Below are 14,200 nucleotides of genomic sequence, written 5' to 3'. Positions count from 1 at the left end.
ACCGGGAGCCCATGCCGGGAAGCTTGACCTTGACCCAGGGGCAAGGCTCACGCTGGATGCACTTGCCCGGTGTAAACTCACGCCCATGCCCTTGTTTCGCATCCTGAGCTATCTGGTGCTTGTCCTGGCCCTCGTGGCCGGTGGCGTGGCGCCCGGTTTTGCCCAGGAGGCGCATCCGGTGGCCGAGGCGCCGATGCATTCGCCCTGCCATGGCATGGACGGTGAACGGGTCGACGTGGCGCCGGAGCCCGTGGTCCATGCGGACTGCTGCGACGCCGGCGACTGCCGCTGCGACTGTCTCCAGCACACCCCGGCCGGCGTGGCCGCGCTGCGCCAGCTTGCGCAGATCGCCACGGCACGCCAGCCCGCCCAGTCCGGTACGCCCGGCCACGTGCCGGCGCGAACACTACCCGCGACCCGACCTCCGATCGCCTGAGGCCTGGCGGACGCTCGTCCGCCACGCCTGCTGCCGCCCGGCTGACGCCGGGCCGGGTCCCCCGACGGGACGTTTTCGGAGATTTCCATGAGTACCCTGCCCTCCCGCGCCCTGATGGCGCTGGTCCTGATGTCGGCGCTTGCCGGCTGTGCCTCGCTGTCGCGGCAACCGCGCGATGCGGATATCGCCCAACTGCTGTCCGAACGCGGCGGTCCCGCCGTCGACTGGTCGGCCGTGGCCGGCACCGACGAAGAAGCCGAAAGCCTGGACCGCTGGCTTGCCCAGCCCATGACCCTGGATGCCGCCACCCGCGTGGCGATGCTGCGCAGTCCGCGCCTGCGTGAACACTACGCCCGGCTCGGCCTGGCCCGGGCCGAGGTCCTGGAAGCGGTGGAGATCGCGAATCCGCGGCTGTCCTTCCAGCGGATGTCGATCGACGGCGGCGGCCACAACCGGACGACCGGGCTGTCGATGCCGCTGCTGGACCTGCTGCTGCTGCCGGCCAAGGCGCGCCTGGCCGCCACCGACTACGACCGGGCCCGGTACGACGTCGCCGGCGCGGTGCTCGACACCGTGGCCGACGTCGAAGCCGCCTGGTACGCCTACGTGACCGCCCGCCAGGTGGCGGGCATGCGCGAGGCGGTCAGCGAAGCCGCCGCGGCCAGCGCCGAACTGGCCGGGCGCTTCCACGCGGCCGGCAACATCAGCGCCCTGCAACTGGCGCAGGAACAGGCCGCCGCCAGCCAGGCCTACATCGAAGCGCTGCAAGCGCGCGCCGACGCCGGCCGTCATCGGCTGGCGCTGCATACCCTGCTGGGCCTGCGCGGCGAGGAAACGAACTGGGAAGCCAGCGAGTCCCTGCCGCTCCCGGTTCCCGTCGAAGACGACCCGGAGCAGCTTGCGAGCCTGGCCCGCGACGGCAACCTGGGCGTCCTGGCCGCACGCGCCGAAGCCGACGTGCTGGCCGATGCGCTGGGCCTGACCCGCACCTTGCGCTGGTTCGGTGGCAGTGAAATCGGCTACGAGCGCGAACGCGAAGCCGACGGCGCCCGCCTGCAGGGTCCGGAGATCTCGCTGGAGCTGCCGATCTTCAACCAGGGCCAGGCGAAGCTGGCCCGGGCCGAAGCCCGCTTGATGGAAGCGCTGGCGCGCCTGCAGCAAGCCGAGCTGGCCGCCGACAACGGCGTGCGCATGGGCGCCCAGGCCGTGGCGGCGCTGCGCGAGGTCGTGGACATCCACCGCCTGGCCCTGGTGCCGCAGCGTGAGTCGATCGTGGCGCGCCAGCAGGAACGCCAGAACTTCATGCTGATCGGCGTGTTCGAGCTGATCCAGGCCAAGGTCGCCGAGTACGACGCCTACCAGGCCTACCTCGAGGCGGTGCGCGACTACTGGCTGGCGCGCGTCGAGCTGGCCCGCCTGGTCGGCCGCCGCCTCCCCAGTGACGCGGACATCGAGGCGCGCACACCTTCGCTTGAGGAAATCCTCGGCCCGCCGGAGGCGCCGGCCATGGACCACTCGGCGCATGCAGGCATGGACCACTCCATGCACGAACAGGACAAGCCTGCCGAAACGGAAGAAATGGATCACTCGATGCATGGGGGCATGGACCATTCGATGCACCAGGCGGCGCCGCCCGCCGGGCCGGCGCAGACGGACCCCACCGAGCACAAGGGCATGGACCATTCCGGGCACGACATGCCGGCGAGCCCTGAACCCACCGACGCGCCTGAAGACGCCGGTGACGACACGCAAGCGGACGAACATCACCACCACCACCACGGAGCCACCCCATGAGCCTGTCCCGACGCAAGCTGCTGATCGGCGCCGGTGCCGGCCTGGCCGGTGCCGCCGCCCTGCCCGCACTCGCCCAGACCGCCCCCGCGATGCGAACAGCCACCGAAAACGCCCCGGCCGCCCGGCGCGCCCACGGCAGGGTGCGCACGCTCAACGGCTGGTCCCTGCCCCACCGCATGAACGGCGGCGTCAAGGAATTCCACCTGGTCGCCGAAGAGTTCGAGCATGAGTTCGCGCCCGGTTCGAAGGCCGTGGTCTGGGGTTACAACGGATCAACGCCCGGCCCGACCATCGAGGCCACGCAGGGTGATCGCGTGCGCATCTACGTCACCAACCGCCTCAAGGAAGCCACCACCATCCACTGGCACGGCCTGATCCTGCCCAGCGGCATGGACGGCGTCGGCGGCCTGAGCCAGCCGCAGATCCAGCCCGGCGAGACCTTCGCCTACGAGTTCGACCTGGTCCAGCACGGCACCCACATGTACCACCCGCACGCCGACGAAATGGTGCAACTGGCCATGGGCATGATGGGCCTGCTGATCATCCACCCCAAGGGCGGCGACCACGTCGACCGCGACTACGCACTGCTGCTTCACAACTTCGCGCTGCACCCAGGCACCTACCGGCCCGACCCCTCGGTGATGCAGGACTTCGACCTGTGGACCTTCAATTCCAAGGTCTTCCCGGCGATCGAACCCATGGTGGCCCGTACCGGCGAGCGCGTGCGCATCCGCGTCGGCAACCTGAGCATGTGGAACCACCCGATCCACCTGCATGGGGTGCAGTTCGAAGTGACCGGCAGCGACGGCGGCCGCTGGCCCAAGGCGCAGTGGCGCCGGGAAGTCACCGAAATCGTCGGCGTCGGCCAGATGCGCGACATCGAGTTCACCGCCGTGCCCGGCGACTGGGCCTTCCACTGCCACATGTCGCACCACACCATGGGACCGATGGGGCACGAAATCCCCAATACCCAGGGCGTGGACCAGTCCGGCGTCGAGCAGAAGATCCGCCGGATGTTGCCGGGCTACATGGCCATGGGCCAGCACGGCATGTCCGAACACCAGGAACACACCGACAGCGGCCACATGAAGGGCCCGGAGAACACGCTGGCGATGATGGCCGGCAAGGGGCCGTTCGGGAACATCGAGATGGGCGGCATGTTCACCGTGGTCAAGGTGCGCGACGACATCGCGCCCGGCGACTTCAGCGACCCCGGCTGGTACGCGAACCCGCCCGGCACGGTCGCGCGCCGCGTCAGCAGCGATCCCTCGTTTGGTGCCCCCGTGCGCCGCCAGAACCCCTGAGCAGGAGACTCCCCATGAAAATGATATCCGCCACCCTCGCCCTGGCCGCGCTGCTGCTTGCCGCACCGGCAGCCGCGCAACCGGCCGCCGGGGCGCCCGCCAACGCCAGTCCGGTGGACAACAGCCTGCCGCTGGTCACCGTGCACAAGAGCCCCTACTGCGGCTGCTGCACGAAGTGGGTGGAGCACATGCGCAGCGAAGGCTTCGAAATAAAGGTCGTGGAAACCGAGGACCTGGGTCCGGTGAAGGCCCGGGTCGGCATCCCGCCTGCGAAAGGCTCTTGCCACACCGCCGAAGTGGACGGCTATTTCGTCGAGGGCCACGTGCCCGCCGACGACGTCAAGCGCCTGCTGCGTGAGCGCCCCGACGCTCGCGGGTTGTCCGTGCCGGGCATGCCTGCCGGCTCGCCCGGCATGGAAATGCCGGACGGTCGCGTGCAGCCCTACACCGTCGAGCTGATCACGCCGGACGGCAAGGCCGAGGCGTTCGCCCGCCACGGCGGCTGAGGCGCAGGCAGCGGTCCAGGCATTGCATTGGGCAGCGGCCTGCGCGGGCGACGGATCGCCGGGTGGTCAGCCGGCGGTGGCCGCCGCCAGGTGCGGCATGCGCCCGTCGCCGTAGCTGCGCACGACTTCGGAGATGACGATCTGGTAGCCCGCGTACCAGCGGGCGTACTCGCGCTTGGCTTCCAGGTGGGCGGGATCGGTTGCGAACGCCTGCAGCGAGTCAAGGTCGCGCCAGTAGTAGCTGGCGCATCGACGGGTGCCGTCGTCGTTTTGCCAGGATTCGGAACCAATGAATCCCGGGTTGGCGCGCGCGACGGCGTCGATGCGTGCGTTGAGCTGGTGGAACTGCTCGTCGTACTGGGCGGGTAACCAATGGAACGCTGCGATGTACATGGTTGTCTCGGGAAGGCACCGGCTGCGCGCAGGATAAGCCCGGCGCAGCGCAGCGCGAAGGGGTCAGGCGTGGCAGGTCCCGCAGCATGAAGCGGCGCCCGCGGGGCCCGGATCGGCCGGGGCATCGGCCGGAACCGCACTGTAACCGTGGGGAGCCAGGGTCGCTGCAAGCGCGGTGGCGTCCAGGCCGCCGTCGAAATCGAGGGTGCCGGCGGCCAGGTCGACCGTCACCCGGGCATCCGGGTCGACGGCCTGAAGGGCCTGCGTGATGGTGGTGACGCAGCGGCCGCAAGTAAGGGGGCTGACGTTGAATTTCATGGTTTTCTCCAGAGGGTTTCGGGGCCGGCCGGGGGCCGGTTTGGCGACATCGTCCGGATTGCCCCGGGGGCAAGGTCAAGCCTGGGGTCGAGCCCCTGAAAATGCCGGTTGACCTTGCCATGATGGGAAGCCCCAGCCTGCATCCACCCCTTGCAGGAGCCCTGCCATGAACACGACGTTGCCCACCCCTCCCATCGACGCCGCGTCGCACTTCCGGTTCGGCGTGACCGGCATGACCTGCGCCTCGTGCGTGGGTCGGGTTGAAAAAGCGCTGGCGCAGGTGCCGGGCGTACAGTCCGCCAGCGTCAATCTGGCCACTGAGTCAGCCACCATCGCCACCGATGGCAGCACCCCGGCCGCCGCCCTCGCCACCGCCGTGGAGAAGGCGGGCTACCGCGTGGCGATCATCAGCGGGCCCGACGATGCCGCGACGCCAACGACGCCGCAGGCGCAGGCGGCCGACCGCGAACGTCGGCACCTGATCATCGCCGCCCTGCTCTCCTTGCCCCTGGCGCTGCCGATGATTGGCATGCTCTTCGACGCGCACTGGATGCTGCCGGGCTGGTGGCAGCTGGCGCTGGCGACGCCGGTGCAGTTCTGGTTGGGTGCGCGCTTCTACAAGGCGGCCTGGAAAGCCCTCAAGGCCCGCGCCGGCAACATGGACCTGCTGGTCGCGCTGGGCACCAGCGCGGGCTACGGCCTGAGCGTCTACCACCTGCTGTTCACCCAGCCGCATCATGGCGAACCGCCGCTGTATTTCGAAGCCTCGGCGGTGATCATCACGCTGATCCTGATGGGCAAGTGGCTCGAGGCGCGGGCCAAGCGCCAGACCACCGAAGCGATCCGCGCGCTGCAGGCACTGCGGCCGTCGACGGCGCGCGTGCGCCAGCCCGACGGGCGCGAAACCGAGGTGCCGGTGTCGCAGGTGCGCGTTGACGATGCGGTTGTCGTGCTGCCGGGTGAGCGTTTCCCGGTGGACGGCGAAGTGCTCGAAGGGCGCAGCCACGCCGACGAATCCCTGATCAGCGGCGAATCGCTGCCGGTTCCAAAAGAATCCGGCGACCGGGTTACCGGCGGCGCCGTCAATGGCGAAGGGCGCCTGCTCGTGCGCACGACCGCGGTCGGTGCCGAATCGGCGCTGGCGCGCATCATCCGCCTGGTCGAGGACGCGCAGGCCAGGAAGGCGCCGATCCAGCGCATCGTCGATCGCGTCAGCGCGGTGTTCGTGCCGGTGGTGGTGCTGATCGCGCTGGCGACGCTGCTGGGCTGGGGCCTGGCCACCGGCGACTGGACGAACGCCGTGCTCAACGCCGTCGCCGTGCTGGTCATTGCCTGCCCCTGTGCGCTGGGACTGGCCACGCCGACGGCGATCATGGCCGGCACCGGCGTCGCGGCCAAGGCGGGCATCCTGATCAAGGACGCCGAGGCGCTGGAAACCACCCGCGGCTTGCGCACGATCGCCTTCGACAAGACCGGCACGCTGACCCTGGGTGCGCCGACGCTTGCGGCGCTGCAGGCCGTGGAAGGCGACGACGGCCGACTGCTTGCGCTGGCCGCTGCATTGCAGCAGGGCAGCGAACACCCCCTCGCCCGCGCCGTTCTGGACGCCGCATCGGCCCGCGGTGCGCTGCCGCCACCGGCGTCGGATACCGCGGTGCTGCAGGGTCGCGGCATCGAGGGCACGGTGGCCGGTGAACACGTCGTGTTGGGCAGCGCACGCTTGATGCAGGAGCTGGGCGTCGACCTTGGCGCATTGGCGCAAATCGGCGGCGAACAGGCCAACCAGGGCCATTCGGTGTCGTGGCTGGCGGCTGGCACCCGACAGGCACCGCGCCTGGTCGGCCTGCTGGCCTTCGGTGACCCGCCGCGCCCGGAAGCCGCCGAGGCGATGGCCCTGCTCAGGGCGCAGGGCGTCCGCCCGGTGATGGTGTCGGGTGACAACGCCGGCGCCGCCCGCGCCGTCGCCGCGACGGTGGGCATCGATCCGTCCGACGTGCGCGCCGACGTGCTGCCCGCCGACAAGGCGAACGTGGTCCGCGCGCTTTCCGCCCACGGTCCCGTGGGCATGGTCGGCGACGGCGTCAACGACGCCCCGGCGCTGGCCGCGGCGGCCGTGGGTTTCGCGATGGGTGGCGGCACCGATGTCGCCATGCACGCCGCCGGCATCACCCTGATGCGCGGCGACCCGCGCCTGGTCGCCGACGCTATTGATGTGTCCCGCCGCACCACCCGCAAGATCCACCAGAACCTGTTCTGGGCCTTCATCTACAACGTTGTCGGCATCCCGCTGGCCGCGGCCGGTCTGCTCGACCCGGTGGTCGCCGGGGCGGCCATGGCGCTGTCGAGCGTCAGCGTGGTATCCAACACCCTGCTGCTGCGCCGCTGGGCGCCGCGGGCGCGGCATTGAGACCAAGGAGATCGCCATGGCCACACGCGCCATTCGTCCCGAACTGTCCGAAGCCAAGGGCCGGGGCCTGCACAACATCGGCGAGGCCTCGGCCCAGACCGGCGTGTCGGCCAAGATGATCCGGCACTACGAAGCCACCGGCCTGATCCCGCCGGCCAGCCGCACCTTCGCCAACTACCGGCTCTACAGCGAGGCCGACCTGCACCGCCTGCGATTCATCAAGCGCTCGCGCACCCTGGGCTTTTCGATGAAGCAGATCGAACAGTTGCTCGGGCTGTGGTCCGATCCCGGGCGCAGCAGCGCGGAGGTCAAACAGCTGGCGCTGGCGCATGCCCGGGATCTGTCGAACCGGATCGCCGAAATGCAGGCCATGCAGCGCACGCTCGAGAGGCTCGCGCAGCATTGCCACGGCGACAACCGCCCCGACTGCCCCATTCTCGACGACCTGGCGGCCGGGGAACTGTAGTCGCCTGTCGCCGGGCCGGATTCAGGCCGGGAGGTCCCCGTAGCACCAGGCGCTCGGCGCTCGAAGCGCCTGGGCGGCCTGCACGCTGACCCGGGCGCCGGGCCAGGCGGCCAGCGCCAGCACCCCCTGCCCCGGCAGATCCCACAGCCAGGCCTCGGCGGAGGCGGGATCCGCTTCGCGCGCCAGCATGCGGCGGGCGCGTGAGGGCTGCAGCCCTTCCCCGCTTCGTTTGCCGAAGGCTTCCTTCAGGCTCCAGGTGGACAGGAACTGCCACACCCGCCGTTCGGCCGGGCTGGCTTCCAGGGCGCGGCATTCCTCCGGTGAAAACGTGAAGGCGGCCAGCGCCTCCAGGTCGCGGGGGCGGCCGGGAAATTCCAGGTCCAGCCCCACGGGCTGGTTCGCGACCGCGACGGCCACGAAGCCGCCGCTGTGGCTTATCGAGGCCGACAGGCGGGTGTTCCGGCGTCGGAGCGCCGGCTGCCCGCGGTCATCACTTGCCAGCTGCCAGTCGGCGGCCGTGCCGCCCCGGATGCGCGCGGCCAGGTCGCGAACGAGCCAGTGGCCGGCCAGGTACTGGCGCCGCCGCAGCGGTGCCGTGATTTTCCCGAGCCGCTCGCGCTCGTCGTCGACCAGCCAGTCGAGACCGACGATGGCCAGCGACTCGATCGCCTCCAGTGCGGCCAGCTCGACGTGGCAGTCAGCCATTGTGCGCAATCAGCGCGAAACCGTGGCGTAGGTGCCCTTGAGCGCCACGCCGGCCATGATCGCCCCGGCCGCGCATTCGTACTGCGTGGGGCTGGAGAATGCCTGCTTCTTGTAGTTGCTGGTGATGTCCACCACCGCGTTGGCGCCCTGCGAACGCGCCTGGTCCTGCATGGCCACCAGCACGCTCATCAGTACCCAGCGGCAGGCTTCCTCGTCGCTTTTGTTGAGCGCATTGGTCTTGCGGTTGGAGTTGGCCGGGCCGTGACGCTTGCTGATGGCCGGGGTGGCCGCGCCGGCCAGGTGGAAGCTGACCGAACCATCGAGCGTGCCGTCGGCCAGGCCGGACTCCACGGCTTCGGCGAAATCCAGGTGAAGCCGTGAATCACGCGCCTGCGCGGTCGTGGTGGCCAGGGCGGCGATCAGGAAAATCGGGGCTAGCAGCTTCATCAGGCGTGGGGCTCCCTTGCTCGGTCAGTTCTTCCAGCGGCGCAACACCAGCGAGGTGTTGATGCCGCCGAAGGCGAAGTTGTTGCTCATGGCGAATTCGGTGTCCAGCGCCCGGCCCTCGCCGGTGATGTAGTCCAGGCATCCGCAGAGCGGGTCGACATTGCGCAGGTTGAGCGTCGGGTGCATCCAGCCTTCGCGCATCATCTCCAGCGTCACCCAGGCTTCGAGCGCACCGCAGGCGCCCAGGGTGTGGCCGGTGTAACTCTTGAGCGAACTGATCGGCATGCGCTCGCCGAATACATCGTGCGTCGCCGTGGTTTCGGCGATGTCGCCGTGTCCGGTCGCGGTGCCGTGGGCATTGACGTAGCCGATGGCGTCCGGCGCCAGCCCGGCGTCGTCCAGGGCCAGGCGCATGGCCGCCGCCATGGTCGGTGCGTTCGGCTGGGTGACGTGCTGGCCGTCGCTGTTGGTGCCGAAGCCGACGATCTCGGCGTGGATGGTGGCGCCGCGGGCAAGCGCGTGCTCGAGCTCCTCCAGGACCAGCGTGCAGGCGCCCTCGCCCACCACCAGGCCGTCGCGGTCGGCATCGAAGGGGCGCGGCGTCAGTTCGGGCGTGTCGTTGGCATTGCTGGTCGCGAACAGCGTGTCGAACACGGTCGCCGCGGTGACGTCCAGTTCTTCCGAACCACCGGCCAGCATGGCGACCTGCCTGCCGGCACGGATCGCTTCGTAGGCATAACCAATGCCCTGGCTGCCCGAGGTGCAGGCGCTGGACGTGGTGATGATGCGGCCGGTGATGCCGAAGAACACGCCCATGTTCACCGGCGCGGTGTGGCTCATCATCTTGATGTAGGTCGTGGCGTTGATGTACTGCGTGTTGAGCTCGGCCAGCATGCGCCCGAAATCGCTCATCGACGAGGGCGTGCCCGCGGAGCTGCCGTAGGAAATGCCGACCTTGCCCGATGACAGCAGCGGGTCGCCGAGCAGGCCGGCATCGGCCAGCGCGCGTTCGCTGGCCAGGCTCGCCAGCAACGCCACCCGGCCCATGCTGCGGGTGGTCTTGCGGGTGTAGTGCGCCGGCAGCTCGAAATCGGCGGCGGGCACGCCCAGGCGGGTGTTGAGCCCCTTGTAGCGCCCCCAGTCGTCAAAGCGCTTCACGGCGTTGCGGCCGGACCTGAGGTGCGCCAGCACCGTCGGCCAGTCATGGCCCAGCGGGCTGATCACGCCGCGGCCGGTGACGACGACGCGGCGCTCCGTCGCCGGCCGGCTCACAGCATGCCCCCGTTCACCGAGATGACCTGGCGGGTCACGTAGGCGGCGTCGTCGGACATCAGGAAGGAGACCACGGCGGCGACTTCATCGACCTTGCCCACGCGCCGCAGCGGCACCATCTTCAGGGCTTCCTCGATGACATGTTCGTCCAGCATTTCGGTGTCGATCAGGCCGGGGGCGACGCAGTTGACGGTGATCTCGCGCTTGGCGAGCTCCAGCGCCAGCGCCTTGGTGGCGCCGATGATGCCGGCCTTTGCGGCGCTGTAGTTGGTCTGGCCGCGGTTGCCCGCCAGGCCCGAGACCGAGGACATCGTGACGATGCGGCCCGGCTGCCGGCGCCGGACCATCGGCATCACGACCGGCTGCAGCACGTTGTAGAACGCATCGAGGTTGGTGTGCACCACCGCGTCCCAGTCCTCGCCGGGCATCGCCGGGAACGCGTTGTCGCGGGCGATGCCGGCGTTGCAGACCACGCCGTGGTAGGCACCGTGCGCTTGGATGTCTGCCGCCAGGGCTTCGGCGCAGGCACCACGATCGGCGACGTCGAAGCACAGGACCCGCGCCTGGCGGCCGAGTTCGCGTGCCTGCGTGGCGACGTCCTCGGCCTGCTCGCGCCGGCTGCGGCAGTGCACGACCAGGTCGAAGCCGTCACGCGCCAGGCGCAGGGCGATGGCGCGGCCGATGCCGCGGCTGGCGCCGGTGATCAGGACGGTGCGTGAAGTCATTGCGCGTGGGTTCCCAGGTAAGCGTCGGGGTCGGGTGGTTCGAACACCGAGACGTTGGCGACGGCGATTTCGTCGTCGCCGTCGAAGAGGCGGCAGGCGAACAGCCCCAGGCCGTTGTCGCCCATCAGTTCGCGGCGGGCTTCGATGCGCAGGCGGGTACCGAGCGCCAGTGCCGGCCGCGTGCAATCGTAGCGCCGCGTGCCCAGCAGGAAGCCGGGCTTCACCGGTTCGCCGCGTGCCAGCGCCTGGCCGCCGGCCCAGGCGGCGATGCACTGGGCCATGTATTCGATGCCGACCCAGGCCGGCACGGCTTCGCCGTCGAGGAAGGGGTGGTTGTCGCGCACGACCGCTTCGGCCACGGCACCTTCGTCGTCGCATTCCAGGATGCGGTCCAGCCAAAGCATGCCGCCGCGGTGCGGCACCAGTCGCTCGACGGCGGCGCGTACGGCGTCGTTCATGCCGTGGCCTCGAGCACGAGCGCGGCGTTGGAGCCGCCGAAGGCGAACGATTGGCTCAGCACCCGCCGCGGCGGGTGCAGGGCGCGTGTTCCCGGCGCGACCAGGTGGATCGGCGGCAGCTCGGGGTCGGCGGCGCCGTCCCACCAGTGCGGCGGCAGGTGCCGGCCGGGATTCTGCGCCAGGGTGATCCAGGCAATGCCCGCCTCGATCGCGCCGGCGGCGCCCAGCGTGTGCCCGGTCAGTGACTTGGTGGAACTGCAGGGCACGCCCGGCCCGAACACGCGCGCCATCATGCGCGCTTCCATCGCATCGTTCTGGGGCGTGGCGGTGCCATGGAGGTTGACGTAGTCGATGTCGGAAGGCTGCAGGCCGGCGCGTTCAAGGGCGGCACGGATGGCGCGTTCGGGCCCCTGCCCTTCGGGCTCGGGCGCCGACATGTGGTGCGCGTCCGAGCTTTCGCCCCAGCCGCTGAGCCGGACCGGCCCGGGGTCGCGCGTGACCACGAACAGCGCCGCGCCCTCGCCGATGTTGATGCCGCAGCGATGACGCGAAAACGGCTGGCAGCGCGCTTCGGCCACCGAGCCCAGGGCGCTGAAACCAGCCACGGTGAAGGCACACAGCGAATCCGCGCCGCCGGCAACCACCGCGTCGGCCAGGCCGGCGTGCAACAGCCGGGCGGCCGAGGCCAGGGCCTTGGCGCTGGACGAACACGCCGTGGAGATCACGTGCGCCGGTCCCCGCAGCCCCAGCCGGCTGGCGATGAACCGGGCGGGCATGCCCATTTCCTGCTGGCTGTAGTGGAAGTTGTCCGGCCAGCGGCCGTGGGCGAGGTAATAACGATGCGCCGCTTCGCTCTCGCCGACGCCGGACGTGCTGGTGCCCAGCACCACGGCGACCCGGTCGGCCCCGTGTTTGGCGACCAGCGCCTGGACATCGCTGCGGATCGACGACAGCGCGAGCTCGAGCAGCATGTTGTTGCGGCCGCGCAGGGCGACATCCAGTTCGTCCAGCGACGGCAGTTCGCCGGGCACGCAGCCCACGGCGAGGGGCTGGCCGGGGCTGGCGATATCGCTCTGGACCAGGCCACCCGGCGCCTCCGCCGCAAACAGCGCCGCCGCCACCGCATCGCGGTCGGCGCCGAGGGCGCAGGCGAGTCCGAGCTGGTTGAGGAAAACGGCGCTCATGGCTGCGCGGCTGCCGAACGGATGTCCAGGCGATAGCCCTCACGGTGGTTGTCCAGGCGTGCGGCATGCTCGTCCGGCCAGCTCACGCTTGCCACGGTTTCGCCGTGGTTGAGCAAGTGCCGGGCACCGGGGGCTTCGAGAAGCTGCCATCCCGGCGGCAGCGCCGCGCGGATCGCGGGCGCTGGCCAATGCACCAGCTGCAGGTCGTCGAGCACGCGCTGCGCCGACAGCGCCTCGGGCAACTGCGCGGCGCGATCCTGTCGCAGCGATTCGCCGTCCCAAACCAGTCGCAGCATCACCTGGCCGTGCTGGTGCAGCACGACGCGCACACTGTCGGCGTCGGCTTCGAGCAAGGCATCGACGGTGTCACTGCGCTGGCCGTGCGTGAAGACCAGCCGCTGCTGCAGCGCCAGGGTGCCGCCCAGCGAGGACGGTGCCAGCTGCAGCGATGGCATGCCGCGGGCCACGGCGCGCGGCGGCTGCGTCGAACACGCGGCCAGCAACGCCGCCGCGGCCAGGGCGATCATTCCGCGCATAGCTGTTCCAGGACCCCCAGCCGTCGTTTGGCGTCGGCAACGTAGGGGTTGGACAGGTCCCAGGCGTAGCCGGCGAGGATGGAGCAGATCATTTCCCGGATCGCCGGGTTCTGGTTCTCGTGGAAGATGATCTTCTGGAAGCCCCCGGCGTACCAGCTTTCGACGAAGACCCGGAACGTGTCCACGCCCTTGCGCAGCGGCGCGCCGTAGGAGGCCTCCCAGTCGATGGTTTCCCCGGCGAACTGGCGTTCAAGGCACGCCGCGGCGAGGCTGGCCGACTTGAAGGCGATCGTGACGCCCGAGGAAAACACCGGGTCGAGGAACTCCCCGGCGTTGCCGAGCAGCGCATAGTTGCGGCCCCAGAGTGAATCGACGTTGGCCGAATAGCCGACGATCTGGCGCGCCGGCGTGTGCCACTCGGCGTTCGCCAGCAGGCGCGACAAACCGGGATCCTCGCCGACGATGGCCTGCAGGCGTTCGGTCTCGCTGCCTTCGTAGCGCGCCAGGAAGGCTTGCTCGGCCACCACGCCCAGCGAGCAGTTGCCGTTGGAGAACGGGATGGTCCAGTACCACACGTCCTGGTGGCGTGGATGCACGGTGATCAGGATCTTGTTGCGGTCGAAACCGGCGCTGCCCGGCGCGATGCCGTCGCGCACGTGGGTGAAGATCGCGCCGCGCACGGGGAACCGCGAGGGGCGCTCGAGGTCCAGCAGGCGCGGCAGGATGCGCGCGAAGCCGCTGGCGTCGAGCAGGAAGTCGGCCTGCACCTGGTAGGTCTCGCCCTCGGGCGACCTGACGGTGACCTGCGGTTTGTCGCCGGTGACGTCCACGGCCAGGACTTCATGCTGGAAACGCAGCTCGGCGCCGGCGCGCTCGGCTTCCAGCGCCAGCACGTGGTCGAAGTCCGCGCGCTGGACCTGGTAGGTGGTGCCCCAGCCGGCGCTGGACTTGTTGCGGAAATCGAAGGCGGTGTGGCGGCCGTCGCAGGCGAAGGCCGCACCGTTCTTGTACTGGAAGCCCGCCTCGACCACCGCCTGCAGCAGCCCGGCCTGCTCCAGGAACTGCATGCTCTGGGGCAGCAGGCTTTCGCCGATGGAAAAACGCGGGAATTGCTGCTTTTCCAGCATCAGCACCTGCCTGCCCTGCTGGCGCAACAGGGCGGCGGCGACGGAGCCGGCCGGGCCGGCGCCGATGATCAGGACGTGGGTGGATTCGATCCGGGAATGCATCGGCTCAGTCTCGCAGGAAG

At 70.0% G+C, this 14,200-nt stretch carries 16 protein-coding genes; 6 read left to right on the top strand and 10 right to left on the bottom strand.

The features are described 5' to 3' along the window. Positions 1-85: 85 nt before the first annotated feature. From N788_RS01435 to N788_RS01420, 4 genes are all read left to right on the top strand, one after another. Complete coding sequence (locus N788_RS01435; protein WP_034220230.1) at positions 86-436, top strand: CopL family metal-binding regulatory protein; 351 nt, start codon at positions 86-88, stop codon at positions 434-436. Positions 437-523: 87 nt separating this feature from the next. Further along, a complete protein-coding gene (locus tag N788_RS01430) occupies positions 524-2,230 on the top strand; it encodes a TolC family protein (RefSeq protein WP_034220228.1) in 1,707 nt (568 codons plus the stop codon). Then, a complete protein-coding gene (locus tag N788_RS01425; RefSeq protein ID WP_211250666.1) occupies positions 2,227-3,534 on the top strand; it encodes a multicopper oxidase family protein in 1,308 nt (435 codons plus the stop codon). The genes N788_RS01430 and N788_RS01425 overlap by 4 nt, the downstream gene beginning before the upstream one ends. 14 nt (positions 3,535-3,548) lie before the next feature. Beyond that, a complete protein-coding gene (locus N788_RS01420; RefSeq protein ID WP_244444063.1) occupies positions 3,549-4,040 on the top strand; it encodes a DUF411 domain-containing protein in 492 nt (163 codons plus the stop codon). Positions 4,041-4,106: 66 nt separating this feature from the next. On the opposite strand, the gene N788_RS01415 is transcribed toward N788_RS01420, so the two are convergent. Together N788_RS01415 and N788_RS01410 are read right to left on the bottom strand one after the other, a co-directional pair. Next, a complete protein-coding gene (locus N788_RS01415; protein WP_034220226.1) occupies positions 4,107-4,433 on the bottom strand; it encodes an antibiotic biosynthesis monooxygenase family protein in 327 nt (108 codons plus the stop codon). Between the two features lie 63 nt (positions 4,434-4,496). Beyond that, positions 4,497-4,751 (bottom strand): heavy-metal-associated domain-containing protein, encoded by a 255-nt coding sequence (locus tag N788_RS01410; RefSeq protein WP_034220225.1) that lies wholly within the window; start codon positions 4,749-4,751, stop codon positions 4,497-4,499. 166 nt (positions 4,752-4,917) lie between these two features. Between N788_RS01410 and N788_RS01405 the strand changes: the two genes are divergently transcribed. Next, positions 4,918-7,158, top strand: coding sequence for a heavy metal translocating P-type ATPase (locus N788_RS01405; RefSeq protein ID WP_034220223.1), 2,241 nt, complete (start codon positions 4,918-4,920; stop codon positions 7,156-7,158). A 16-nt stretch (positions 7,159-7,174) separates the two neighbouring features. Further along, positions 7,175-7,624, top strand: coding sequence for a Cu(I)-responsive transcriptional regulator (gene cueR / locus N788_RS01400; RefSeq protein WP_051924227.1), 450 nt, complete (start codon positions 7,175-7,177; stop codon positions 7,622-7,624). A 21-nt stretch (positions 7,625-7,645) separates the two neighbouring features. Here the strand turns inward: cueR and N788_RS13690 are convergent, their stop codons facing one another. From N788_RS13690 to N788_RS01360, 8 genes are read right to left on the bottom strand one after another with little or no spacing between them, the layout of a single operon-like run. Next, positions 7,646-8,329: a 4'-phosphopantetheinyl transferase family protein gene (locus N788_RS13690; protein WP_051924226.1), complete on the bottom strand. Its 684-nt coding sequence runs from the start codon at positions 8,327-8,329 to the stop codon at positions 7,646-7,648. A 9-nt stretch (positions 8,330-8,338) separates the two neighbouring features. Then, the gene (locus tag N788_RS01390; protein WP_034220222.1) at positions 8,339-8,776 is read right to left on the bottom strand and encodes a hypothetical protein; all 438 of its coding nucleotides are present in this window, start codon (positions 8,774-8,776) and stop codon (positions 8,339-8,341) included. 24 nt (positions 8,777-8,800) lie between these two features. Continuing rightward, complete coding sequence (locus N788_RS01385; RefSeq protein WP_034220221.1) at positions 8,801-10,048, bottom strand: beta-ketoacyl-ACP synthase; 1,248 nt, start codon at positions 10,046-10,048, stop codon at positions 8,801-8,803. Then, complete coding sequence (gene fabG, locus N788_RS01380) at positions 10,045-10,773, bottom strand: 3-oxoacyl-ACP reductase FabG (protein ID WP_034220219.1); 729 nt, start codon at positions 10,771-10,773, stop codon at positions 10,045-10,047. The genes N788_RS01385 and fabG overlap by 4 nt, the downstream gene beginning before the upstream one ends. Further along, positions 10,770-11,231, bottom strand: coding sequence for a hotdog family protein (locus N788_RS01375; protein WP_034220217.1), 462 nt, complete (start codon positions 11,229-11,231; stop codon positions 10,770-10,772). Before N788_RS01375 ends, fabG begins: the two co-directional genes overlap by 4 nt. Continuing rightward, positions 11,228-12,415: a beta-ketoacyl-ACP synthase gene (locus N788_RS01370; RefSeq protein ID WP_034220216.1), complete on the bottom strand. Its 1,188-nt coding sequence runs from the start codon at positions 12,413-12,415 to the stop codon at positions 11,228-11,230. The genes N788_RS01375 and N788_RS01370 overlap by 4 nt, the downstream gene beginning before the upstream one ends. Continuing rightward, complete coding sequence (locus tag N788_RS01365; RefSeq protein ID WP_034220215.1) at positions 12,412-12,951, bottom strand: DUF3261 domain-containing protein; 540 nt, start codon at positions 12,949-12,951, stop codon at positions 12,412-12,414. The genes N788_RS01370 and N788_RS01365 overlap by 4 nt, the downstream gene beginning before the upstream one ends. Then, on the bottom strand, positions 12,939-14,180 hold the full coding sequence (locus N788_RS01360) for an NAD(P)/FAD-dependent oxidoreductase (RefSeq protein WP_034220214.1): 1,242 nt from the start codon (positions 14,178-14,180) through the stop codon (positions 12,939-12,941). Before N788_RS01360 ends, N788_RS01365 begins: the two co-directional genes overlap by 13 nt. Positions 14,181-14,200 lie beyond the last annotated feature (20 nt).

The organism is Arenimonas donghaensis DSM 18148 = HO3-R19, assembly GCF_000743535.1.
Lineage (GTDB): Bacteria > Pseudomonadota > Gammaproteobacteria > Xanthomonadales > Xanthomonadaceae > Arenimonas > Arenimonas donghaensis.
Note: the sequence above shows the minus strand (reverse complement) of the source record. Positions and strands in the feature narration are given on the sequence as shown.

Excerpts from the sequence above, each read along its gene's own strand:
- N788_RS01360 (WP_034220214.1), bottom strand. The coding sequence starts at position 14,180 with ATGCATTCCCGGATCGAATCCACCCACGTCCTGATCATCGGCGCCGGC.
- N788_RS13690 (WP_051924226.1), bottom strand. The coding sequence starts at position 8,329 with ATGGCTGACTGCCACGTCGAGCTGGCCGCACTGGAGGCGATCGAGTCG.
- N788_RS01420 (WP_244444063.1), top strand. The coding sequence starts at position 3,549 with ATGAAAATGATATCCGCCACCCTCGCCCTGGCCGCGCTGCTGCTTGCC.
- N788_RS01435 (WP_034220230.1), top strand. The coding sequence starts at position 86 with ATGCCCTTGTTTCGCATCCTGAGCTATCTGGTGCTTGTCCTGGCCCTC.
- N788_RS01390 (WP_034220222.1), bottom strand. The coding sequence starts at position 8,776 with ATGAAGCTGCTAGCCCCGATTTTCCTGATCGCCGCCCTGGCCACCACG.
- N788_RS01365 (WP_034220215.1), bottom strand. The coding sequence starts at position 12,951 with ATGCGCGGAATGATCGCCCTGGCCGCGGCGGCGTTGCTGGCCGCGTGT.
- N788_RS01415 (WP_034220226.1), bottom strand. The coding sequence starts at position 4,433 with ATGTACATCGCAGCGTTCCATTGGTTACCCGCCCAGTACGACGAGCAG.
- N788_RS01410 (WP_034220225.1), bottom strand. The coding sequence starts at position 4,751 with ATGAAATTCAACGTCAGCCCCCTTACTTGCGGCCGCTGCGTCACCACC.
- N788_RS01405 (WP_034220223.1), top strand. The coding sequence starts at position 4,918 with ATGAACACGACGTTGCCCACCCCTCCCATCGACGCCGCGTCGCACTTC.
- N788_RS01430 (WP_034220228.1), top strand. The coding sequence starts at position 524 with ATGAGTACCCTGCCCTCCCGCGCCCTGATGGCGCTGGTCCTGATGTCG.
- cueR (WP_051924227.1), top strand. The coding sequence starts at position 7,175 with ATGGCCACACGCGCCATTCGTCCCGAACTGTCCGAAGCCAAGGGCCGG.
- N788_RS01425 (WP_211250666.1), top strand. The coding sequence starts at position 2,227 with ATGAGCCTGTCCCGACGCAAGCTGCTGATCGGCGCCGGTGCCGGCCTG.
- N788_RS01375 (WP_034220217.1), bottom strand. The coding sequence starts at position 11,231 with ATGAACGACGCCGTACGCGCCGCCGTCGAGCGACTGGTGCCGCACCGC.
- fabG (WP_034220219.1), bottom strand. The coding sequence starts at position 10,773 with ATGACTTCACGCACCGTCCTGATCACCGGCGCCAGCCGCGGCATCGGC.
- N788_RS01370 (WP_034220216.1), bottom strand. The coding sequence starts at position 12,415 with ATGAGCGCCGTTTTCCTCAACCAGCTCGGACTCGCCTGCGCCCTCGGC.